This is a genomic window from Edaphobacter modestus (genome assembly GCF_004217555.1).
Taxonomy (GTDB): Bacteria; Acidobacteriota; Terriglobia; order Terriglobales; family Acidobacteriaceae; genus Edaphobacter; species Edaphobacter modestus.
Genome location: NZ_SHKW01000001.1, coordinates 762227 through 783417 on the forward strand (window position 1 = coordinate 762227; position 21191 = coordinate 783417).

Annotated in this window: 20 protein-coding genes, 1 tRNA gene and 1 pseudogene; 8 read left to right on the plus strand and 14 right to left on the minus strand. The window is 54.6% G+C overall.

What is annotated here, in order from left to right:
* Positions 1–12: 12 nt before the first annotated feature.
* The gene (locus tag BDD14_RS03155; RefSeq protein WP_130417526.1) at positions 13–969 is read right to left on the minus strand and encodes an aldo/keto reductase; all 957 of its coding nucleotides are present in this window, start codon (positions 967–969) and stop codon (positions 13–15) included.
* A 233-nt stretch (positions 970–1202) separates the two neighbouring features.
* Here BDD14_RS03155 and BDD14_RS03160 point away from each other — a divergent pair.
* Both BDD14_RS03160 and BDD14_RS03165 read left to right on the plus strand, forming a co-directional pair.
* Positions 1203–1905 (plus strand): annotated as a pseudogene (locus tag BDD14_RS03160) (IS6 family transposase).
* A gap of 340 nt (positions 1906–2245) precedes the next feature.
* Complete coding sequence (locus BDD14_RS03165; RefSeq protein WP_130417527.1) at positions 2246–5899, plus strand: TonB-dependent receptor; 3654 nt, start codon at positions 2246–2248, stop codon at positions 5897–5899.
* Positions 5900–6568: 669 nt separating this feature from the next.
* On the opposite strand, the gene BDD14_RS03170 is transcribed toward BDD14_RS03165, so the two are convergent.
* The 3 genes from BDD14_RS03170 to BDD14_RS03180 form a co-directional block, all read right to left on the minus strand.
* Positions 6569–7600: an IS110 family RNA-guided transposase gene (locus BDD14_RS03170; RefSeq protein ID WP_130417512.1), complete on the minus strand. Its 1032-nt coding sequence runs from the start codon at positions 7598–7600 to the stop codon at positions 6569–6571.
* A gap of 147 nt (positions 7601–7747) precedes the next feature.
* On the minus strand, positions 7748–9220 hold the full coding sequence (locus BDD14_RS03175; RefSeq protein WP_130417528.1) for an APC family permease: 1473 nt from the start codon (positions 9218–9220) through the stop codon (positions 7748–7750).
* Positions 9217–10839 carry a phytoene desaturase family protein gene (locus BDD14_RS03180; protein WP_130417529.1) on the minus strand — a complete coding sequence of 541 codons (1623 nt, stop codon included), beginning with the start codon at positions 10837–10839 and terminating at the stop codon, positions 9217–9219. The genes BDD14_RS03175 and BDD14_RS03180 overlap by 4 nt, the downstream gene beginning before the upstream one ends.
* 742 nt (positions 10840–11581) lie before the next feature.
* Here BDD14_RS03180 and BDD14_RS03185 point away from each other — a divergent pair.
* Both BDD14_RS03185 and BDD14_RS34275 read left to right on the plus strand, forming a co-directional pair.
* Complete coding sequence (locus BDD14_RS03185) at positions 11582–12097, plus strand: Tn3 family transposase (RefSeq protein WP_278045462.1); 516 nt, start codon at positions 11582–11584, stop codon at positions 12095–12097.
* Between the two features lie 246 nt (positions 12098–12343).
* The gene (locus tag BDD14_RS34275; RefSeq protein ID WP_165419902.1) at positions 12344–12442 is read left to right on the plus strand and encodes a PEP-CTERM sorting domain-containing protein; all 99 of its coding nucleotides are present in this window, start codon (positions 12344–12346) and stop codon (positions 12440–12442) included.
* Positions 12443–12563: 121 nt separating this feature from the next.
* Here BDD14_RS34275 and BDD14_RS31585 read toward each other — a convergent pair whose 3' ends face one another.
* The gene (locus tag BDD14_RS31585; RefSeq protein WP_165419903.1) at positions 12564–13130 is read right to left on the minus strand and encodes a hypothetical protein; all 567 of its coding nucleotides are present in this window, start codon (positions 13128–13130) and stop codon (positions 12564–12566) included.
* 71 nt (positions 13131–13201) lie between these two features.
* On the opposite strand from BDD14_RS31585, the gene BDD14_RS03195 reads away from it, so the two are divergent.
* The 3 genes from BDD14_RS03195 (at position 13202) to BDD14_RS33680 (ending at position 14056) form a co-directional block, all read left to right on the plus strand.
* A tRNA-Ser gene (locus BDD14_RS03195) sits at positions 13202–13289 on the plus strand.
* 198 nt (positions 13290–13487) lie between these two features.
* On the plus strand, positions 13488–13934 hold the full coding sequence (locus tag BDD14_RS03200) for a hypothetical protein (RefSeq protein WP_130417530.1): 447 nt from the start codon (positions 13488–13490) through the stop codon (positions 13932–13934).
* Positions 13931–14056: a hypothetical protein gene (locus BDD14_RS33680; RefSeq protein ID WP_278045463.1), complete on the plus strand. Its 126-nt coding sequence runs from the start codon at positions 13931–13933 to the stop codon at positions 14054–14056. Before BDD14_RS03200 ends, BDD14_RS33680 begins: the two co-directional genes overlap by 4 nt.
* Positions 14057–14156: 100 nt before the next feature.
* On the opposite strand, the gene BDD14_RS03205 is transcribed toward BDD14_RS33680, so the two are convergent.
* From BDD14_RS03205 to BDD14_RS03245, 9 genes are all read right to left on the minus strand, one after another.
* Entirely contained in the window at positions 14157–14849 is a 693-nt protein-coding gene (locus tag BDD14_RS03205; RefSeq protein ID WP_130417531.1) for an adenylate/guanylate cyclase domain-containing protein, read from the minus strand.
* A gap of 12 nt (positions 14850–14861) precedes the next feature.
* The gene (locus BDD14_RS03210; RefSeq protein WP_130417532.1) at positions 14862–15788 is read right to left on the minus strand and encodes a TIR domain-containing protein; all 927 of its coding nucleotides are present in this window, start codon (positions 15786–15788) and stop codon (positions 14862–14864) included.
* A 466-nt stretch (positions 15789–16254) separates the two neighbouring features.
* Complete coding sequence (locus BDD14_RS03215) at positions 16255–16974, minus strand: hypothetical protein (RefSeq protein ID WP_130417533.1); 720 nt, start codon at positions 16972–16974, stop codon at positions 16255–16257.
* A gap of 289 nt (positions 16975–17263) precedes the next feature.
* Positions 17264–17857 (minus strand): hypothetical protein, encoded by a 594-nt coding sequence (locus tag BDD14_RS03220; protein ID WP_130417534.1) that lies wholly within the window; start codon positions 17855–17857, stop codon positions 17264–17266.
* Positions 17858–18112: 255 nt separating this feature from the next.
* Positions 18113–18718 (minus strand): hypothetical protein, encoded by a 606-nt coding sequence (locus BDD14_RS03225; protein ID WP_130417535.1) that lies wholly within the window; start codon positions 18716–18718, stop codon positions 18113–18115.
* 15 nt (positions 18719–18733) lie between these two features.
* On the minus strand, positions 18734–19414 hold the full coding sequence (locus BDD14_RS03230; protein WP_130417536.1) for an SOS response-associated peptidase: 681 nt from the start codon (positions 19412–19414) through the stop codon (positions 18734–18736).
* A 3-nt stretch (positions 19415–19417) separates the two neighbouring features.
* On the minus strand, positions 19418–19627 hold the full coding sequence (locus BDD14_RS03235) for a hypothetical protein (protein ID WP_130417537.1): 210 nt from the start codon (positions 19625–19627) through the stop codon (positions 19418–19420).
* A 46-nt stretch (positions 19628–19673) separates the two neighbouring features.
* Positions 19674–20192, minus strand: coding sequence for a hypothetical protein (locus BDD14_RS03240; RefSeq protein ID WP_130417538.1), 519 nt, complete (start codon positions 20190–20192; stop codon positions 19674–19676).
* Complete coding sequence (locus BDD14_RS03245) at positions 20193–20477, minus strand: hypothetical protein (RefSeq protein ID WP_130417539.1); 285 nt, start codon at positions 20475–20477, stop codon at positions 20193–20195.
* A 261-nt stretch (positions 20478–20738) separates the two neighbouring features.
* On the opposite strand from BDD14_RS03245, the gene BDD14_RS03250 reads away from it, so the two are divergent.
* On the plus strand, positions 20739–20951 hold the full coding sequence (locus BDD14_RS03250) for a hypothetical protein (RefSeq protein WP_130417540.1): 213 nt from the start codon (positions 20739–20741) through the stop codon (positions 20949–20951).
* Positions 20952–21191 lie beyond the last annotated feature (240 nt).

Sequence of the window (21191 nt, forward strand, 5' to 3'; positions counted from 1 at the left end):
GCAGACCGGATTCTACACATCGTTTCCGAGATGAAAGATCGGCTCGACGCCGGTTGCCCGCGTCAGCAGTGCGCGCTCCTCATGCTGTTCGAGAGGCTTGTAGTGCTGGGCCACGTCCATCGCCAAGCGGAAATATCTCTCTTCCCCGGGAGGCAACGCAGCTGTGACTGGATGCCCCAGCGTCCAGCGCAACCCCAGCGAAGCTTCGTCAGGGAAAGCTGCAGGCTGATACCAGCATTTTGGTTCGGGATGGCTCTTCTTCTGGTCGGCAGGCCATACCGTCTTTGCCATCGCCTTCAGTGCCAGGATGCCCATACCCTTTTCCTGTGCGCGCTTCAGAATCTGGGGGCCGAAGTTCGCCTGCGAGAAGAGCACAAAGTTTACTGGGAAAAGCACGGTATCGAAGTTGTAGCGGTCCATCGCTGCCAATGCTGTCTCCGCCGAGTGCACCGAGAAGCCGATGTAGCGAATCTTGCCTTCCTTTTTCGCAGCTTCCATCGTCTCCATTGCGCCGCCGGGACGCATGACTTCGTCCAAGTCGGTCATCTTGGTTAGTGCATGGAACTGATATAGATCGACGTGGTCCGTCTTCAGCTGCCGCAGCGATTCCTCCAGTTGCTTGCGCGACTCATGCTTCGTTCGCCCTTCAGTCTTGCAGGCGAGGAAGCAATTCTTGCGATAGGGCGCAAGGGCCGGACCCAGACGTTCCTGCGCGTTGCCATAACTGGGCGCAACGTCAAAATAGTTCACGCCGCGGTCCACCGCCTCCGCCACAATATTGCGCGAGTGACCGGTATCCTCGTTCATTACCACGACGCCGCCAAAGCCAATCATCGAGAGATGCTCTCCCGTCTTGCCTAGAGGTCGTCGCGCAATCGAATTGGTGGGTGTCGCCGCGGCAGAAAGTTTGGCGCTGGCGGCGGCAGCAGCTGTAAATGCGCCCTGCTTCAAAAAGTTACGGCGTTCCATATGCAGACCTCGTCAAAGAAGTAGCTTACGGTCGAAGCCGACTTGCTAAAGGCATTTTCTCTGAATCGGGGGCAAATGCGCAATTAAATAGCTCCGTAGCCAGTCAGTTTGGATCTGACGGGAGAATTTACAGATAAGGATACTTTCGGACACAAACGTATCACTGCGGTTTGGGCTCTGTTGCATTAGCGGGGGTGTCGTAGTCTGGAGTGGTTCGCCGAGGAGCCTTGTTCATGTTCAAGCGCCGTCGTTTTCCTGTGGATATCATCCTGGTGTGCGTTCGCTGGTACTGCAAGTATGGGAGAGGCTACCGGGATCTGGCGGAGATGATGCAGGAACGCGGCGTAGACGTGAATCCATCCACGATCATGCGCTGGGTTCATCGCTACGCGCCTGAGCTTGAGAAGCGGGTCCGCTGGTACCAGGGGTACCGTGCGACCTCGTGGCGAGTGGACGAGACGTATGTGAAGGTCGGTGGCCACTGGAAGTACCTGTTCCGGGGCCGTCGACAAGCATGGCCGGTTGATCGATTTCATGTTGATAGATCGGCGAAATACCCGTGCGGCCCATCATTTCCTGGGAAAAGCGCTGACGACAATGCGCCACTGGTCGCCGTCCTCCATCACCACGGACCAACTCGGGTCTTATCCAAAAGCCATTAGCCGGCTACAACGAGAAGGCAAGCTATCAAGCAATACAAAGCATCGCACGTGCAAGTATCTGAACAACATCATTGAAGCGGACCACGGCGCACTGAAGCGATTCATTCGCCCCACGCGAGGCTTTCATACAATGAAGACGGCCGCCGCTACGATGAAGTGGTTCGAGGTGATGCGGATGATCCGCCGAGGACATTGCCTTACGTGTAAGCCGCATGTCAAAGACGAGGTGCGCTTCGTAAACAAGCTGTTCGACATCTTCGTTATCGCTGCCTGATGTAAACCGCGCAACGGACGAACTGCGACCAACAGAGTTAATGCAACAGAGCCCCATCTTCTCTCTCAGATGTACGCTGCTTTTGTTTGACATCCAATTATGGCTGCGGATATCGTCACAGTTCTTGCATTCCCGAGTTGCTTTTTTCCACAATTCCCTCCTCTTTTATCAAATCTTTAAGGCGTTGCAACGTCAGCGTTAACTCCGCACAGTTAGACTTCTCGCATACAACGACTGTACTTCTACGCCTTCGCTTTTCCGCGCTTCATCGCCCTAATGCTGGCGATTCGCGTAAGCGCTTCCCCATCGCCAGATCGTTTTCCAGCCCGAAAGGCAATTCATGTCTCTGAAGACTGTGCTATTGATGCTCCTTCTCTTTGCGGGAGTTGGTTTGAGTGGAACAATCTCGTACGGCCAGCTTGGCTCTGGTGGAATCACTGGAACGGCCCGGGATCGATCCGGCGCTACCGTATCCGATGCCTCGATCTCGCTTGAAAACGTAGCGACCGGCGTCCGGTCATCGGCAACGACCAATGCAAGTGGCCTCTATGTCTTCGGTTCTGTACCCGCAGGAAAATATACCGTTCGCGCGGAGCATGCCGGCTTTGAACCCTACCTGGTGACTGACGTCGATGTCCACATTCAGCAAGTACAGACCGTTGACATTGAATTCGCTACGGGGAATGTAAGGCAAGAGGTCATGGTGAGCGCAGCAGCGCCGCTGCTTCAGACCGAAGATGGATCGATCGGCCAGACGATCGGAACCGAGATACTCAACGACGTTCCGCTAAACGGACGCAACTGGCTTTCTCTCGGCCAGCTTTCCGCCGGCGTCGCGATGCCCAGCACAAGCGCTCCCGGCATTGCAGGATCTCCGAGCGGTGGAACCGCTGCCAACACGTTTTACTCGGTGAACGGCGCCAACTTGTGGCAGAACGACGTTCGCTTGAACGGTATCAACAATAACATTGAAGTCTTCGGCGGCGGTTACGCCGGCAGCAATGCAACGGTCAACCCTCCACCGGATGCCATCCAGGAGTTCCGACTGCAGAACGGAAACTACAACGCAGAGTTTGGCCACTCGACTGGAGCGGTCGTCGATGCTGTGACCAAGTCAGGAACCAACGCACTGCATGGCGACTTGTGGGAGTATTTCCGCAACGAAGCACTCGACTCGAACGACTACTTTTCGAAGCTGAATGGCACCCGCAAGGGAACTTATCGGCAAAATCAGTTTGGTGGAACTATCGGCGGCCCCGTGATGATTCCGAAGGTCTATGACGGAAGAAACAAGACCTTCTTTTTCTTCGACTATCAGGGAACCAAGGTGGCAACGCCGGCGGCGGCGACCAGCACAGTTCCGACGGTGGGCATGAAACAGAGCGGTTTCAGCAACCTGCAGGACCTGATCACGATGAACAGCGGAACCCATACTGACGGGCTTGGACGAATCTTCCGCAATGGCACGATTCTTGACCCGGCGACAACGCGCCCAGTAGCCGCGCACGCCGTCGATCCCATCTCCGGCTTGCAGAATGCGACCTCCTCGACTATCTATGTTCGTGATCCATTCCTCGCTGCAGGTTCTAGCGCAGGCATTGTCGACTTTACCGGCAGGATCAGCCAACTCAATATTCTTCCCCAAAGCAGAATCGATCCCAACGCTGTCAAACTGTTGAACCTCTATCCCGATCCAACTAATACAACCGTCTTTTCGAACAACTACTACATCAACCCAAAGCAGACTTCGGATGTTAAACAATACGATATCCGCATCGACGAGAACTTCCGAGAAAAGGATTCCCTCTTCGTCGTCTTCGATAAGAGCTACTTTGACGTCGTGACTCCGGGCAGGCTTGCTGGACCCGCGATTGGGCAGTCAGGAGCGCAGGACCAGCACTTTCCCGCCTACATGATCTCGTCGGGTTATATTCATACTGTTACTCCCAACCTGCTTAACGAGTTGCACGTCGGCTTCGGACACAGTAACAAGCTGCAGATTCCCTTCGACGCCAACCAGATGGGTATCCCCGAACAGTACGGCATCCAGGGGATTCCCCAGGTAGCAAATAACGGTGGTCTTACTCCAATCTCCATTGGCGGACTTACCGGTATTGGTGAAAGCGGCTTCCGTCCGACCATCCAAACTGTTTACGACACCGAGATTACCGAGAATGTGACCCGGATCTTCCAGAAGCACAATATGCGCGGTGGCGTGCAGGTGGATGATATCTACGGGAGTATTGTGCAGCCGAGCAACTCGCGTGGCTCGTTCACCTTCAGCGGTCAGTTCTCCGACATCCCCAACAAGAGTGCAGGGCTGAATGGTCTTGCCGATATGCTTCTGTCTCCTATTCCCTCGACAGTACGAGGAGGAACCGACAATGTAGGCGGAATCACCAGTTACGGTGGCAACGCATTTGCGGGAAGCAACTATCAGAGACGGTTCATCGGGGCCTATTTCCAGGATAACTGGAAGGTCACGTCCAAGCTTACTCTGAATCTTGGACTCAGATGGGACTTCTTCACGCCCTACGGAGACACAGCTGGACGTCAGGCAAACTTTATCCCGGCTGGTGGAAATGGGCCGACGGGCACTTATTACATCGCCAACGACGGCTGCAAGGTTGGCCGTTCTCCCACCTTCGATGCTCTTCTAAAGTCGAACAACATCAATATCGTTTGCGATTCCGGAATAAGGACCGGGAACGCACAGAAGACCAACTTTGCGCCCCGGCTAGGCTTTGCCTATCGGGCATCCAGTTCATTGGCCTTTCGCGGCGGCTATGGTATTACCTACGGCGCACTGGCTAATCTCGGTTATAACGGGACGCTCGGAACAAACTATCCTTTCGTCTATTCAATCAGCAACTCAGCTCCAAACTCTCAGTCGCCGCTGCTGCTTCCTAATGGGCAGACTGCCACAATGGAGAATACGTTCGCTGTACTGAATCTCGCAGATCCTACCCAGGTGAATGGAGCCGGTATCGCTCTCTATGGCCGCCAGTGGAACTATCAGACTCCGTATGTGCAGACCTTCAACCTGGCCTTGCAGAATCAGTTCACCCAGCACGATTCGGTTGAGATCGGTTATGTTGGCACAGTAGGGCGACATCTGGATATCTTGGGCGCGACGAATCAGCCGAGCCAGATTCAGCCTCCCGGGACAAGCTTCCTCAACTACATTCCTTTCCCCGCGTTTTCTCGGGGTTCCATCTACGAGACCACGAACGCGATGAGCTCCTATAACTCGATGCAACTCACCTATGAGCACCAGACCAGTTTTGGGCTAGGGGTGCTCGCAAACTACACCTACAGCAAGTGTCTGACAAATCAGCGGTCGCCACAGAACGCCGCCGTTCCTGGATATCGTGCGCAAACGTTACCGGGCTTCGGAATCAATGGCGATTACGGCCTTTGCGATGCCGATTCGACTCACGTCACGCACTTCTCGGGCACCTATAAGATTCCTGTGGGGCGCGGGATGCTTGTAGGCAATAGTATGAATCGCGCCCTCGATGCTGTTATCGGCGGTTGGCAGACGAACTGGATTTATACCTACCAGACTGGCCAGCCCTTCACGATCTCTTGCCCCACCTCAACGACTGCTTTCTTTGGCTGTTTTGCAAACGTGGTGCAGGGACAGGATATCTACGCCGGCCCTCACAACCGCACGCAGTGGTTGAACCCCTCCGCTTTCTCCAATCCCGCGCCGGCGACATCGAGTCAGGCAAGTTTTGCTGTTCTAGGCAGTAGTCCGGGACAGGCCAGGGGGCCTCGATACAATAACCTGGATGCGTCGATCTTCAAGAACTTCACGATGACAGAACGCTGGCGGTTTCAGCTTCGCCTTGAAAGCTTCAACGCTCTGAACCTGGCGCAGTTTGCCCAGCCTATGAACCTGAACTTTAATAACCCCACGCAATTTAGTTCGATCACCGGCCTGCGTGGAAATGCACGCAAAGTGCAGGTGGCTGCCAAGATCTTCTTCTAGCCGGAAACCGGCGCTCACAAAATCTGCTCGCCGGTTGAGTGGCCCAAGTGGCTGTTCAATCGGCTTTCTTCATCCGCTACACGGATGACATCGTTCTCGGCTCCAGTTGCACTCAGACAAGTCTCTCATCTGCGGGAATCATCTTCCGCCTGCCCACATGATACCCAACGGGCAAAATGAGCTCATTTGCGCTGTGTAGACAAATACAGTCCTCCCAAGCCGGTGGCCAAAGCCCCCTGCCGAGACCATTACTCCTCAGAAATGCGCTTCGGGGCATTTACTTCTGGACTGTCTACCATCCGGAAACAATCCAAACGCTGGTGACTTGTTTTTTCACTTTGTAGTGCACGTAAAACGGGGTTTTCACCAAGTTCGACGCCCGAACCTTCTAGCCAGGTGAACTTGGTCAAAATGTATGGTCCGCCGTCTGAATGCAAGGGAAAAGTTTATGGATGAAGGAATGTCTGCGTCAATGTATCCGGCCTTTTGGTGGAGATCAGTCTCCTGGCCATGATGAGATACGCCGCGTACCTGTCCTACAAAACCCCTCGGCTGTGGAAGAGCCTATTGAGCAATCAGGTTTCAGGTACGCCGTTTGACTGTTCTTTCATCTTTACTTATCCGGTGCAGACCTCGGTGGGAGAACTTGATCTTGATAGCTACGCTTAGCTAGGCCGCGACTGGCTCTTGAACTGCCCGATAGTCCTGGCCGCTTGACAGCACGGCCCAAGCGATCCTTGCCAGTTTGTTTGCCGTGGCGACGATGAGCACGTTGCGTGGCGCTCTGGCTTCAAGAGCGGTCATCCACGCGCCCATGGCGACGCGGTCTCGCTTCGATCGCAATACGACTGCGCGGGCTCCATGGATGAAGATCTTGCGCAGGTAGTTGTTACCGCGCTTGCTGATACCGAAGAGGCGGGCCTTACCACCGGTCGAGTGCTGTCGTGGCACAAGCCCAAGCCAGGAAGAAAACTCACGCCCCTTATGGAAGGCTGCGCCGTTACCGATCGCGGCTACGATCGCGGTTGCGACCAGCGGGCCAACGCCGGGGATCTGCCTGAGCCGCGTGCATGCCGCATCACTTGAGGCAATCAGCTCCACTTCCTGGTTCAGATCGACCACCCGCTGTTCAAGATCCTTCCACTCGTTCCAAAGTTGAGCCAGCAGGTTCCGCATACGCGGAGTGAGATCTTCCTCGGCGTTCTCGAGGATCTCGGGCATGCGCTCGCGCAGCCTGGCCGGGCTCTTTGCAAATACCAGACCCCGCTCCAGCAGGAAGGCCCGCAGCTGGTTGATGACTGAGGTTCTTCGCGCGATCAAACGATCGCGCACACGATGCAATGCCTGCAGATCCAGCTGGTCGTCCGTCTTGATCGGAACAAATCGCATGTTCTCCCGATCCACAGCCTCAGCAATGGCTTCCGCATCCAGGAAGTCGTTCTTGTTCGACTTCACGAATGGCTTCACGAACTGGGCCGGGATCAGCTTCACATCGTGGCCTTGTTCTCGTAAAGTACGGCCCAGGAAGTGCGCCCCGGAACAGGCCTCCATCCCAATCAAAGAGGTCTGCAGGTTCGCGGTGAAGGCAATCAACTGCTTCTGGGTAAACTTCTTCTTCAGCAGCACCTTGCAGTTATCGCCAAGAGCCACCAGGTGAAAGGTCGTCTTGCCAAGGTCAATGCCTACGGAACGAATCTCCATGTCGATGATCCTCCTTCAATCTGCCTATAAGATCCTCATCGCCAGATTGAGGTTTAAGCGGCGGACCATCTCAGTAACCCGACTTTTCGGGCACAACGAGATTACTTCCGGTTTGCCGTGATTCCCCACAAATGGGGAGGTAGGGTCTCAGACAGTTGGCGATAACTCCCGGATAGCTAGTGATCCGATCGCTACATAGAGGATGACGGTTGTTGTTTCCGAACGCTTCCAAAAGGACCGGAGAAAAATAGCTACTCCAGCGCCAACGAGCAGGAATGTCGAGCCGATGACTTTAGCGATAGCGATCCCTTTGTGGGGCTCATCGTTGGGTGGAACAATGGCCAGGACAATCGTCAGCACTGTCGTTATTAGGCCCACCGAAGCAAGGACAACGGCCACAGGCTTCCCTCCCGGAAGCCGCGTCGCTCCGTGCGGAACGGGCTCGCGTTGCAGTCGTATCATCGCGAGGAATAGGAATACGAACGGGATAAAGTAAGTGATGATGGACATGCTGACGAGCAGGTCGTACGCGCTTTGCACACTGCTGCCAGTCTGGCTGAGCAACGCGCAGAGCATTCCCGCGAAACCATAGAAAATAACCGCGATCCACGGTGTGCCCCACTTTGCATGAACGCGTCCAAAGGCCTGGGGCAGGTAGCGATCAATTCCAGCCACAAACGGCAGCCGCGAGGTCGATGAAAGAAAGGAAGCTGCTCCTCCGATGCTGTTTAGAGTGATGAGAAGCGCGATTACCACGACGATCCACGAAACACCGAGCCGTGCGCACATTAGTTGAATGGCACTTGGGAAACCGCCCACTCCGCTAATTTCCGTGCTCGGCAACGCGACAAGCAGCGCGATCGTTCCGGCGATGTAACTGGAAGCAAGAATTATCCCCGAGACTATCAGTGCACGGGGAATGGTGCGGCGGGCGTTCTTGATCTCCTCGCTCATGAAGGAGCCCGTCTCGCAGCCACCAAATGCGAAGAAAATTGTCGACCAGAAGATCGCATTTTTTAGATCGGCGTGGGGAGTCATGCTCATTGCGGTGAACTTAGTAGCGGACCCAAACCGGAAAATGCTAATGCCCGCGAGCACCAGCAGAATGATGATCGGAACCCAGCTGCCAAATGCGCCAAGGCTGATTAGCCATTTTCCGAACTTCAGCCCACGGACGTTGAGCATTGTAATGAGCGCGAGACACCCCAGTGCGAACAAGAGGTAGTAGATGCCACTACTACTAAGCCTCTGGCCGTGCGGAAAGGCGAACAGCAGGCTGCCCGCGCCGAAGTAGAGCACCGCAGGGAAATACGGAAGATTACTCATCCAATAGGTCCAAGCAACGAGGAAACCGGGGAAGTCACCGAACGCGCGCTGAGTCCAGACGTAGAGGCCGCCTTCCTGCGGATAGCGCGCCGAGAGCTCGAGCACACTTGCAGCGAGGGGAACGAAAAAGAAAAGACATGCGAAAATCCAGACCAGGATCGTGCTGGGACCGGCTGCTGCAGCTGTTGCTATCCAACGCAGGCTCAATCCGCCCGCAATGTAGAAGAGAGTCAGATCGAAGAAGCCCAACTCGCGTTTGAGTAGTTGCTTCTCGCTCGAGTCGGGGTTGGTCATCGGGCGCCATCCAGATCACGCAACACTGCCATCGCAGCATTTCGCCCATTTATCCCGATGACACTGCCGCCGGGGTACGTGCAGGCACCGCACAAATAGACGCCCTTCATCGGAGTTCTCGCTGTGAGGCGGTTGCTCCACATGTAGGCGGGGAGGCACTCGCCCTGGAATATATGTCCACCGGTAAGACCGACCTTCTGCTCGATGTCCGGAGGTCCGAGCACCTGCGCATCGACAACGGCCTCTTGCAGATTACTGCAGAAACGGCCGATTGAACCCAATGCCAAGGTCTTTGCTTCGCCGCGATGTCCATCCCAACTGCCCGATGTAAACGTGTACGGCACATATTGTGCGAAGACACTCATGGTGTGCAAACCTGCTGGAGCCACGCTTGCATCATGCGCGCTCTGGAAGTAAAGCTCGCACCAGAGTTGTTCCGGAAGGTGTCCAGCGCGAGCTGCGGCATAACTTGCCTTCCACTCAGTCTTCGTCAGCGGAGCGTTGATCTGGCCGTAGTGGTGCGGTTCCAGAATTCCCGGCCGGGAAGTGAAGTTCGGCAACTCGCGGAGCAATACGTTCAGCTTCACCGTGCATCCCTCGATGGGCACTGAGCGCACTCTCTCAGCCCAGGCTGAATCTGCAAACGCATCCAGCATGCTCAGTGTGCGGATTGGATCTGCGTTCGAGACGATAACCGGAGCGGTGATGTGCTCTCCGCTTTCGAGCAGTACGCCTTCTTCGGGCAGAATGCGCGTCACGTTTACGCCCGCAGCCACAACCGCTCCGGCCTCGCGGGCGGCATCGCAGAAGTAGAAGGACACCATTCCCATGCCCCCCTTCACATAGCCCCACATACCCGGCATACCGCCAAGTCGGCCTGATGAGTGATGGAAGCGAATGGAGGCCGTTCCAGCGTCAAAGGGACTTGCGTTCGTGCCGATCACTCCTTGGCCGAGGTAGGCAGACTGCAACCGTTCGTCGATAAGATAGCGCTCGACGAACTCTGCCATCGACCAGTTGAAAAGAAGACTGGACGCTTCGGTGTCGCCTGCGAGAAGATCCTCGAGTCGCTCTTGCGTGGGCGCATCGCCTATCCATAAGTCTTTTGAGTCGGCGTGTGGGTCGTCGGCAAAAAAAACACTCGCAGGCCGAAGTGTATCTCGCAATCTGCGGATCACGTCGTTCATCGCGCGCCAGCCTTCGACATCTCTGGACGAGAAGCGGCGAACCTCCTCTTCGCATCGAGTGTCATCGTCCCAAAGTTGGATGCTGCTCCCGTCCAGGAAGGGCACAAAAAGGCCGTTTACAGCCGGCGTCCAATCAAAGCCGCGGCTCGGCAGTCCGAGTTCCTTGATCACGAGCGGATGCAGCAGTCCGGCAAGATATGCGCAGGGCGACATCCGGACACCAGGAAACGGCTCTTCGATCGTACAGGCCCCGCCGACTCGTTCGCGGCTTTCTAGCACGAGCACCTGTTGACCCGCTCGTGCCAGGTAAGTGGCACATGCCAACCCGTTGTGACCTGCCCCGATCACGATCACATCCCAGCGACGCGCGGCAATTTCCTTGAGTGGCGCCGGCAGCCCGACCTTGCCCAAGATGGCTGCCGTCGCGGACATAATGGCAGTATCTACGCCCAGCTTCAGATAGCAAAGAAGAAAACGATGGAAATGGAGCCGGGTAAAGATCTGAATTGTCCGCCATCCGGAAGTAATCCGGTCGCAGATGTTCATTTTTCGGATTGCCCGTGATGCGCCCGCAAACCCAAAATCTGGAGCCCTTCACGAGGGCTCGATGTGAGCATCGGCGATTTGGCGTCAACTTCGGGTCGCTTCAGAATACGGATCATAGAGTACGGTTCGTAGCAGCGCTTGCCGAAAATAAAGAACTTGCTGTGCCGCCCCCTTGTACTTCCATGTGGCGAAGCGCCTACTGTAAGTCATTGAACTTATTGATGCACGAACTCCTAAACGTGCTTTAATGTCCGTATTCTGACGGGACCCCTTCATCAAAACGATGTCCTTTCGGCTTGAATACGACACTGGTGGTGGCTGAAGAGGGGGAAGGAACGTCGGCTATGACGTCTTAGCAGTTGAATTCGAGAGCATGCAAAGTTGTGGGGTGGGGGATAAGCTGGCGGGATGAAATGGACCATGAAGCTGGTTGTTGAGGTAGTACCAGGTGAAGCCATCGAGCATGAGATTGCCACAATCGAGGCTCGGACGAAATTTCCCCTGCCACGGTGGGGTTGACGATTGATGAGGGGAAATTGATTCTGGAAAGTCTGCAGAAGCAAATTGTCACGGCGCAGGTTAAACAGTTCGCTCATGTGGATGAGCCGACAGATGATAACCCCGCAAGATGAGAAATGATTTGGGGCCGAGCCAAACTGCACGATCAGTGCAGGGCACTGATCGCCGGCAGATTGCTTGGATCAACCAACGGCACATCACTGAAGACGCGATCTATGAGGCCATCACGACAGTCATCAACGCCTACAACAATTTCGCTCTTCCCCGCCTGTGGGGCTCAGGCAAGCGTGCTTCTGCGGATGGCACGCGATGGGACCTGTACGAACAAAAATCTTCTCTCCGAATACCACATCCGTTACGGAAGCTATGGCGGCATATATCCTCGATGGGCTGCTCAAGAACAAAAGCGATATCCAACCTGACGCATATCGATTCGCTCTTCGGCAAGACTATCAACTGGACTCTGATCGAAACGCACTTTCCCGACATGCTCCGTGTGGTGTTGTCGATCAAAGCAGGAAGAATCAGCTCCTCCATCCTGCGCCGGCTCGGCACCTATAGCCGTAAGAACCGTCTCTACCAGGCATTCTGGTCGGCCCAGGCGTGTATCAGATCAACCATATGACGGGAACGATTCCCAACTACAAAGAGGAACCACTCAATCAAATCTATACGTAGGAGAGAAATCAATGGGGCCGACAACCTGCTGTTTACGACCGAGCCATTTGTCGATTCTTTCGGGATCAATTTTCTTGTAAATGAGGGGGCGGTTCTCGCTTTAGCGCACGATAACGTTGGTTACAAGATAATTGGCTGCTTTCAAGGTAGCTGCTCCGATATCAACTGTATCTTCAACCGAGGAGTTCTCGAGGTGTCGTCAACGGTTCCAGAACCTTCTTCCCTGTTACTGCTGGCATCAGGCCTTGTTCTGTTGGGAACGAAAATTAGGCGGAACATCCACACCTTCTGAAGAGGAGGATCACCAGCCATCACGACGCACGGTTGACTTTGCATCTCTGAGCGCAATCGCAACAGAGCTTGCGCCGGAAACTCTCTGGCGTAGAGACAGGCATAGAGTTCAGCAGGCTTGGTCACCGGCGACCTGCCCATGCGCTCTGACTACGCCATGTCGCCTGGTGCTCTCTCTGCGGCGGCTTCTTCATCGAAACGACCTTCGAAGCCTCCGTGAACCGCTGTCTCTGAACTTCGGCTTGAAGCTCGATGCCGGTAAAGACAGTTCTCTCGTCCGTGCGGGCATATGAAGATTCCAACCGCAGCACCAGCCCCGCACTGCTCCTAGCTACAGCTCCTTGCGAGAGCAAAACACTGGCTTGTGTGCGTTCCGCAGCCGATAGCGAAACCATGTTGATAGTTCGATCCGGCAGGTATGCGTCGGTGCAATGCTTCCCATATACCAGCGAACGCACACCAGGATGATATCCACAGGGAAACGACGGCGCTTGAACATGAACAAGGCTCCTCGGCGAACCACTCCAGACTACGACACCCCCGTTAACGCAACAGAGACCTTTCAGGTCGGCTTGCGTTGGGGACTCTGAGGGCAGCCATTTCAGGGTGGATGTGTACCAGGACACGGTGGCAGGCGATACATTTCGCAGGAATTTGCGTACAGGAATAAAAGCGTCAAAACGGCTCATTGGTCATCTCCAGGTGTGTTCCCTTTTTGGAGAGCCGTTTCTCGTATAATATTGATTAGGCCGCAGGATGCGGAGAGATGGCCGAGTGGCTGAAGGCGCACGCTTGGAAAGCGTGTATACCGCAAGGTATCCAGGGTTCGAATCCCTGTCTCTCCGCCACATTCGTGCGTAAATCCCCTAAAATCAACTAAATACAACAAGAATAACGGCTTAGCTGTTAGCCCTGTTGTCTATACAGTCTCGTCAAACCACGCCATTTCCGTCTTTTCTGATGGAAATTCGTACCACAGCAGAAAAACCGTACCACGGCAAATCAGTGTATTTCTGGCCTTCCTTCTCTTCCTTCCATTCCTAGGTATGAGCGCACGCGCTCAGAACACGATCACAGTGGTGGGGACCTTTGTGCAGGCTGGGAAAACCCCTCCGGCCGACGCCGTCGCAGAGGTGAAGTTGTTCCAGTCGGTTTCAAGCAAGTTCCCGATGAAGGAGAAGACGTGGAAGTGGGTGGTCATTGTCGATGACACGATGTGGCAGCAGTTGATGATCAAGTTGGGCTTTGACCCGAACACCCCTCTTCAGTATTACGGTCAGACAGACATCGACCATCAAGTCACCTTCATTCGCGGCTGGGCTCTGATCCACCCGGAACTGTTCAATCAGGTTCCAGAGCACATCATTGCCCATGAGATGGCTCACGTCTTCCTTCATAGCCGGGATGAGAAGCTCGTAGATGACCAGGCGCTCACATGGATCAAGGCCGCGCGGAAAGAGAAAGCCGCGGTCCAGATGGCGGGGGTGCGATGAAGATCGCTATCGGATGTGCCCTTGTGTTCGGCGCCCTGCTCGCGCTGTCGGTCGCCTGCGGCAGGTGGCTTGCTCGGATCAGTGAGGAGTTCGAGGAGGCTGAAAACCACGAGAACGAATAGACAGCAAGACCCCGGCTTTCACGCCGGGGTCTTACGTTTGGACATGTGGACGTCGCTATTGAAAGACGCGTTGTGTCGGACGCCTCAGCTGCTCGGAACCTCAGTCGAACTTCCAGTAGTAGGAAGAACGGTAGATTGTTCGAGAATCGAATGCTGTCCACGTCCTGGCCTCCCACATATCGACTCCTCCCGAGAACTTAGAACGATCGTTGAGCCTGCCGTACACATCTGCGCTTATGTAGACATAGCTCTCCGGCAGCGCGGCCATCTTCGCGGCATGGTTTGCCGCCCGGCCGACCCAGACTAAATCTTTTGCGCCACGGACTCCGGAGTTGGCTACGAAGAGAGAGCTGGTGTCGATGCCGATGGCTTGCACGACAGGATACGGATCATCTGCATACTGGGCAATCTTGGCAGGATTGATGATGTCACGTGAAGCGAATCGGATTTTCATTGCAGCCCGAACTGCGTCGCTGTTCTTCGAATTACCTAAGAACACGGCCATGATTCGGTCTCCGTCATAGGCTGTGATCGTGCCACCTTCCCCCCTGATTATCTTTGCCGCGCAGTGCAGGAATGCCTTATACGATTCCGCACTTCGTTGGGACGTGCTGTGGTCGACCATCTTCGTTGAATCAGCCATGTCGGCATACAGAACGGTCCCTGTCAGCTTCACCGCGTCGTTGGTCAGCTTCACTGTGTCCGCGTCGGGCACCACAGTCCCGTCTCTGATCGTCCAGCTCGACTTGAAAATACCTTGTACAGCCTCTTCCAATTCCGACTTCAAACTCACGTCTATCCTCTCTCATCTGGGTCCCATACTATTCATATAGTCTCGCATCTGGTTGCACGCTGGCCCCATCGCTCCGGCGACCCGTTGAGCATTCGCCATGTCGTCTTTGTTGAGCTTGTAGCCTACCGGAGTGACGCCTGCGAAATCGGACGGAAGACGCACGTCAACATCCCAAGGCTCGACTAGGAAAGTCCGGGGCAGCCCCAACCTTCCGATGAACAGACCAAGCTCGAAGATTACGTTGTCGCGGGCGACTGGGACGTCGTGCTCTCCTCGAGAAGTCACTGTATCGTCTGGCTGAACGATCGCAAGCGCAAAGTCGCTTTGATCTACTGCTTGTTCAAGGGCCGGAATAGTGTAGGTCGATGCTTTGAAGACTCCGTCGGTCCAGACGTTCACGTTGAACGGGTCTCGCGCGAACGCGTTTTGAATGGCTCGCGCAATGGGCAGAGCTTCGACAGAAGAGATAATGAACACCTGAAGTCGATCTCTTGTGGTCGTCACAAGAGAATTCCGCTGTTCTAGGCGCCTGGCAAGCTCCTTGGCAATCACTTTGCAAATGCCAGGGTGCTCTGAAGTCAGCTTTGAGAACTGCGGTTCGGTAATCTCAAGAACTACGGACTCCTCTGATGCAGTGACGCTGGCCGAACGTCTTTGTGTAGGTGAGATTGCAGACATCTCTCCCACGCTGTCGCCAGCACTTCGCTGAGCAACGACACGGCCATTTACGATGATGTTGAATCGTCCGGCAATGATCAGAAACAAGCTGTTAGTTGTGGTACCCTGCTCGATTATTGAATTGCCGACCGCTATACCTATTGGACGGATCTCGCTGAGTTTCTCCGCGAGGGCCGCGTCCCCTGTCACCATCCTCTGATCGCGTAGAGCCTCAAGCAGGAGTCGCTTCCCGTCGGCGCCCACAAACCTATCCACTAGCATCCTCGATCCTCCAGAATCACCCATAGTCTATGGCGTTTCACATATGGTACTAGCCGTGATATCGGTGATGCGCTTATTCCCGAGCCTGACCACTAAGACGTTGATCTCGAGTTTGGGACGAGGTAAATGATGAGCCAAGCGTCGTTCATGATTTAGTTTCCCTGTGTAGCACCACTACCTTCCCCGAAGAACACGTCCAGAGAAGCAGCAGCAAGTACGCGCTACGCGGCGTTATTGGAAACCGCAACCAGTGAAGCGTGCATATCGGAGGCAGTCGATGTCACAATTGTTTGAATGTGCGGCCGCTACTACCGACGTTCCGATAAACAGAAGATCGCCGAGGCTTACGGCGGCGGCCAGGAGCCGCCGCCTACTTCTTCCCTCAAGATGGAATGACTAAATGCCGCTTGACCTTTCGCTGTATGAGCAGCTAGCGGGCGCAGTGGCTACACTCTCGGCTCACAGGTTATTCACGCTCACTCCCAAAGCCCTTATCGCTATTGAACCACTGTTCTTGAGTTGTCGTCTCGGGGCTGCTCGACGGTTTTTGAAATTCTCCAGTCTGAGGGTTTCTAGCGGCTTCGCTGGGGGTTTCGTTTCCGTTTTGCGGCCCTCCCAACCAATCAGAACCCTGCGCCTTGTCGGCAGGAATTTGAGCACCGTTCTGCGGCCCTCCGAGCCAGTCAGAACCTTCCTTTGGATTCTTAGCATTTTCGGCGTTGTACTCCGGTGGGTCTTCGATTGTAGACCAAGGCGGTACCCTGTCTACCGAGTTGGAAGGAGTGGTTTCGCCGGAGGTTACTTGCCCATTTCCGCCATTGCCACCGTTACCGGGGATTTCATTTCCGTTTTGCGGCCCTCCCAGCCAATCAGAACTCTCCTTTGGGTTGTTGGAAGTAGCGGCTTCTCCGCTACGCTGCTCATTCCATTTAAGCTGGCCACGATCTTCTTGCGTTATCGTCTCGGGGCCGCTATCCGAGTTGGAAGGAACTCGATGCGATCGTGAGTTGTCTGAGGAGGTCGCAACCGCGTTTGAAGGATCGGCTTCGATGGCATAGCTACCTCCTATCTGATCGGCACCGAAGCCGTTCTTAACGTTATCGTCTGCGATCTGGGCACTCTTAGTACCTCCGGCTAAGCCATCGGTTGAGTTCTGGGCGGCAGGATTCTTAGCATTTTCAGACATGACGGATCTCCTCTGTTGCGTCAGTATGGATTGGGCAACGATGCAGGCGGGAGGAAGGTGATCTAGGCGATGCTATCCGGGTGCAGGCTTCCCGGAATTCGGTCTCGTCAGGTGCATCTATCATGCACAGCGTCACTATACCTTAATTCTGGAAACACCCCGGTGGTTACGTGGGCCGAGAAGCAATGGCAACGTCGTCCAGTTCCAAGGTTTCCATCTCATTCGCAATCACAGACCGTTCATATCACGGACCCAGTGCATTGAGACGAATCCCGCACTGACGAAGCGACTACTGACCAGTGGGCGAAAACAACCTCGAACGTCGCCCGTTAGCAGCCGCCTTCGCAGTTACGGCAACCAGCTGCTCGTGCATGAGACTGTCCGTTTGCTCCAGCTCCATGATCGGGCGAAACCCATTTTCATGAAAGCAGCATTGCTTCGCCCAATCCTGCCTGTCCTTCCCAACCACCACCCAAAAGGAAAGGCCCGGGATGGCGAAGTCATAAATGGTCGTTAGGTCATGGCGCGTGCGCCTTACGCCGTGGCTGAGTTGTGTAAGGTTCGACCTGTAGCGCAAGAACAAGTGAATGGAGACGTCTTTCGGAAACTGTGACTTCTGGAGTAAGTAGTTCCGAAACTGTTGATCGTATGGGCCAAGGGAGTACTGGTTGCCAATGAGGAACTGCCCTCGCCAGACCATGGATGCTGCGAAGTACTCGATACACTCATGTCGAATGTCAGCCACACGCGCTGCATAGAAGGCTGAAACCCCTTCCATGATGTCGTGACGAGCAACACCTGCGTTGATGAAAGACTGCACGAGGGGGAAAGTCACGTTGTTGTCTTGAAGGCACGCATGCGCCACCCACTTCTCTCCGAGCATGCTGAAGCGATCGTTCTCACAGACGCTACATAGCAATGGTTGCGTGTCTTGCGCAGAGGACTGCACCACACCCATGGCGGATAAGTGTACGGGATTCGGATTTGCTGCGGTCGGCGTTCGCAGTCGCTTGAACACAAACTTCGGAAGGCGAACGTGAGACTCACACAGATTTCCGAACGTACCGCAGAGCGCGCAGTGGCCTTGAATGGGCATTTGATAGCAACTTAGCAGATCTCCGGCAAACTGTTCTTAGCGCTAACGGAAGTGGCCTATTCTTTCAGCCACCGTGTTGTTAGTCATTCCGTTCACTGAGCCATAGCTCAATAGCATTCCTCGGTCTCCGCAATCGACGAAAATCCTATTCATCTTTGTGTCCGGCGAAGACAAGGGAGCGTGTGAGATTTCGCATGTCGTGGCCCCTCGGTCAATGAGAGAGGTGAGGGCGTCCATTACCGAAGGTAAGCCATCTGACTCATGTAGCCAATTCCGGTCAGCGTAAACCAACTTATTCTTCTCGAATTCCAAGGTGAAGAGTCGCTTGGCCAGTACATCCACCGCTGTCACTTGGCCGTCTGAATCGTGACTATTGAAGATCATGCCGGAGGCTTCGATGGTTTGTTTTGCCGCCACCCTATCCATACCGAGCCAGACTGTTGCAGAGCCGAGTTGTAATGAAACGCGGTGCTCGGGTTGAGCAAAGGCAGTAGAAGTACACAAGGCGAACAGAAACACGAGACTTTTCATTTGCTGATTATCCTTTGCGCGTATTCTATCGCCCGGAATCTGAAGGGTGGCGATCGTAATCAGACCATTAAACAGGGCCTGACCATGCTCGTAACACCAATGCAATATCAAATCCATGGTGGACTCAGGCTATCACCGGCTATTTAGAAGCTCAGCGGAGTTGTTCCTGACATTGCCTACATCTTTGCTGACCTCGAACGCTTCCATCTCATCAGCCGGGAACGGTCTCAGAAGATCGATGGGCGGCTGGTGAGTCTCTTCTCGATCGAGCCAACGGTTGAAATCGCCCTCATGCAGTATGACCGGCATTCGGTTGTGGATTGTCATCAATTCGTTGGCATCCGTTGTGATGATCGAATAGGTCTGCAGCCAGCTTCCATCGGCAGGATTCTTCCATGCATCCCACAAGCCAGCAAAAGCCATCGGCTTTCCGTTGGCCAGGTCGAAGGCGAATGGGCGCTTATTCTTCGGATCATCGTGCGTCCACTCGTAGAACCCGGACGCCGGGACCAAGCAGCGGCGTTTCTTGAAAGGCTGAGCCCACCAACCCTTCGTTACAGCCTCGGCACGGGCGTTGATGGTGGATTTACCCTTCAGGTCCGCTAGGGACTTGGTGCTGAACGGGACCAAGCCCCAACGCAATTGGACAAGCTCGCGCTCCCCGGTGTCGCGGTTGGCACGGATGATCGGCTGCATGGTCTGAGGAGCGACGTTGTAGTCCCAAGGCGGCAGGGGAAAGTCGCCGACCTGCTTCACGTGGAAGGCCTCGGCGATCTTTTGTTTGTCGGAGCGTCGGTAGTAGCGGCCACACATTGTCTAAGCCATTTGCAGCTCAACGATCAAAGTGACCACGACAGCAGTGTCGGAGAAACGAAACATCTTGCTTCCGACTACATGCGGAGTCACCTCATCCTTGAGAAGGATGTCGCCGACGGAAGGAATGATCGCGGCGTCAGCCGTTGTCAGTTCTCCAGGAAGCATTACGCCGAGACCGTTACCCCAGTCCACTTCGATTACCAATTTCATAACACCTCCAATATCAGCAGCATACACTTAGGGAGGCCGCCTGAGCCTAATCCTCTGCCAATGTTTCGTTGATGGTTGCGGTAGCTTCCTTCCATCCGGATTCGGTAGCTTTGGAGAACTCATCCAATGCATTCGCGGCTGCCGCCGAAACGCCTTTGCTCTTGAGGTACTTCTTCAGAATGGCGATCTCTCCGTTGATGTGATCAATGATCGAGTGATGGACCGCGGCGATGTGTTCGCGGACCTCTTCGACGTCGATCTTCGGCTTTTCCGGTTCTTTGGGCTTGCGCGGCTGCCGTTCAACGAAATTGAGATCCTCGACGCGCACGCGGAACCGCTCAAGGTTCGTGCCGGGCAACTCCAGATCTACTGCTTGCCCATTGTCGTAAACCTTGGTGATCCTCAGTTCGCTCTTACCAGTTCCCACTGTGACGATATCGCCAACAACCGGAGCGTCCTGGTGCGTTTGCCCCTCGGCCTTCGGTTTCTCTGCAAGCGCTTCGGCCAGACGTGCGCTTACGTCGATCGGCTCGGCCTTCTTCGGTGGTTTCCGTTTCGTAGCCATTTATTCGTTACCTGGTCCTCCGAACTTGTGCTTGATCTCATCGATCGCCCAGAATCCGGGAAAGGTGACTGTCTCGCCGGCGCGCAGTCTCGCAAGGATTACATTTGCCTCTTCCGACGGAATTACCTTGGCGAAGTCTTCCGCGTAAGTGCCAATGTTCGTAGACCACCATTTGTGTGTAGTGTACCCGTCACTCGCGACGAACGTGATGGTTTCAAGGTGCCCTTTGAACTCTCCCTCGGGCAGGAGATTGGGTATGGCTGTGAGGGTGAACGGTTCGGCCATGGGGAAAGCGTAGCAGAGCCGCGATCCCTTAGCGCTTGCTTGGTTTGTATCGGTAGAACCTCGCGTCGCAATCCATACAGCGAAAAGGGCGAATGGAGATCAGCGCCAGAAGTTGAACAAATCCCCTGAATCGCGAACGTCGAACGTCCTGTCCACTACATGCTGGACACCTCATCCCCCCAGGCAGAAAGCGCTACACGAACCGCATAACCGTGATGACCGAATACGATTGATCTGCGTTAGTGTAGAATCCCATCCACCATGCAAAAACTTGCGCTCGTCATTTGCCTATTGATGCATTCATTTGTCTTGGTCGCACAACAACAGGTTAAAGAAACCACGATTGCGGAGTTCGATGCAGCTCTTCAGCGGCTCGTCGCTCAAGAAGCACAGTGGCATAAAGTCATTGATGCCGTAAACATTGAGCAGGTGCCTGTAGATTACGCTATCGGAAAAACGATTTGCGGAGAATAAGGACCTCATAAACTCGGATATGAAAATGAGTGGGCTCTGGGCTGGCCGTGTACTCCGTGAACATAGCTATTTCGCCGAGGTCAATTTCCTATCCAGTGTTCAAGATCTACAAGCTCAGATACAGCTCTTCGTTGCTCTTTTGCTTCAATATAATATTAGCGATAAGGTGGCTCAGGATAAGGTACTCAGATGGACAGATTCCATGACCAGCTTAGCCAACGGACCTATTCAAGACATCTG

What these genes read in the sequence shown, in the direction of transcription:
- BDD14_RS03210 (WP_130417532.1), bottom strand. Translation starts at nt 15,788, where the DNA reads ATGCTAGTGGATAGGTTTGTGGGCGCCGACGGGAAGCGACTCCTGCTT.
- BDD14_RS03245 (WP_130417539.1), bottom strand. Translation starts at nt 20,477, where the DNA reads ATGGCCGAACCGTTCACCCTCACAGCCATACCCAATCTCCTGCCCGAG.
- BDD14_RS03155 (WP_130417526.1), bottom strand. Translation starts at nt 969, where the DNA reads ATGGAACGCCGTAACTTTTTGAAGCAGGGCGCATTTACAGCTGCTGCC.
- BDD14_RS03185 (WP_278045462.1), top strand. Translation starts at nt 11,582, where the DNA reads ATGAGAAATGATTTGGGGCCGAGCCAAACTGCACGATCAGTGCAGGGC.
- BDD14_RS03250 (WP_130417540.1), top strand. Translation starts at nt 20,739, where the DNA reads ATGCAAAAACTTGCGCTCGTCATTTGCCTATTGATGCATTCATTTGTC.
- BDD14_RS03215 (WP_130417533.1), bottom strand. Translation starts at nt 16,974, where the DNA reads ATGTCTGAAAATGCTAAGAATCCTGCCGCCCAGAACTCAACCGATGGC.
- BDD14_RS03230 (WP_130417536.1), bottom strand. Translation starts at nt 19,414, where the DNA reads ATGTGTGGCCGCTACTACCGACGCTCCGACAAACAAAAGATCGCCGAG.
- BDD14_RS03175 (WP_130417528.1), bottom strand. Translation starts at nt 9,220, where the DNA reads ATGACCAACCCCGACTCGAGCGAGAAGCAACTACTCAAACGCGAGTTG.
- BDD14_RS03220 (WP_130417534.1), bottom strand. Translation starts at nt 17,857, where the DNA reads ATGCTCGGAGAGAAGTGGGTGGCGCATGCGTGCCTTCAAGACAACAAC.
- BDD14_RS03200 (WP_130417530.1), top strand. Translation starts at nt 13,488, where the DNA reads ATGAGCGCACGCGCTCAGAACACGATCACAGTGGTGGGGACCTTTGTG.
- BDD14_RS31585 (WP_165419903.1), bottom strand. Translation starts at nt 13,130, where the DNA reads ATGAGCCGTTTTGACGCTTTTATTCCTGTACGCAAATTCCTGCGAAAT.
- BDD14_RS03165 (WP_130417527.1), top strand. Translation starts at nt 2,246, where the DNA reads ATGTCTCTGAAGACTGTGCTATTGATGCTCCTTCTCTTTGCGGGAGTT.
- BDD14_RS03240 (WP_130417538.1), bottom strand. Translation starts at nt 20,192, where the DNA reads ATGGCTACGAAACGGAAACCACCGAAGAAGGCCGAGCCGATCGACGTA.
- BDD14_RS03170 (WP_130417512.1), bottom strand. Translation starts at nt 7,600, where the DNA reads ATGGAGATTCGTTCCGTAGGCATTGACCTTGGCAAGACGACCTTTCAC.
- BDD14_RS33680 (WP_278045463.1), top strand. Translation starts at nt 13,931, where the DNA reads ATGAAGATCGCTATCGGATGTGCCCTTGTGTTCGGCGCCCTGCTCGCG.
- BDD14_RS03180 (WP_130417529.1), bottom strand. Translation starts at nt 10,839, where the DNA reads ATGTCCGCGACGGCAGCCATCTTGGGCAAGGTCGGGCTGCCGGCGCCA.
- BDD14_RS03235 (WP_130417537.1), bottom strand. Translation starts at nt 19,627, where the DNA reads ATGAAATTGGTAATCGAAGTGGACTGGGGTAACGGTCTCGGCGTAATG.
- BDD14_RS03225 (WP_130417535.1), bottom strand. Translation starts at nt 18,718, where the DNA reads ATGGATTTGATATTGCATTGGTGTTACGAGCATGGTCAGGCCCTGTTT.